The following is a 397-nucleotide window of genomic DNA, read 5'->3' as shown; positions in this document are numbered from 1 at the left end:
GGACGCCGCAGGGCGGGGCGAGTGTCGCCAGCGGCAGCGGCTCGCCTTTTGGCACGGCGAAGCGTCTTGATGCGAACCAGCCGAATTCGTCCTCGGTCAGTTTTTCGCCGCCGCGGCGGCTGCCTTCCTGGCGGACGATCACCGCATCGAGCTGACCTTCGTCATAGGCATCCTGCATCTCGCGCGAGAAGCCGATGGTGACGGCGAGGGTGAGGTTCGCTGACATCGCGTGCAGCCGTTCGAGCAGCGGCACGAGTTCAGGGCCCGCCGCATGATCGGAGATGCCGAGCGAGAGCGATTGCGCGGCCGGTGCATCACCCGACAGTGCACGATCATGTGCCGCCATCAGCGCGCGGGCGCGTTCGAGGAAGGCGGCGCCGCCGGCGGTGAGCCGGAC

The 397-nt window shown here is 68.5% G+C and carries 1 protein-coding gene; it reads right to left on the bottom strand.

Annotated features, from left to right (window positions below; genetic code table 11):
- The coding region (locus MOV74_RS40405; protein WP_246933136.1) for a LysR substrate-binding domain-containing protein at positions 1 to 397 on the bottom strand (397 nt) is incomplete at both ends.

Origin of the sequence: Bradyrhizobium sp. SHOUNA76 (genome assembly GCF_023006445.1) — a bacterium.
Lineage (GTDB): Bacteria > Pseudomonadota > Alphaproteobacteria > Rhizobiales > Xanthobacteraceae > Bradyrhizobium.
This window is presented reverse-complemented; position numbering and strand designations above follow the sequence as displayed.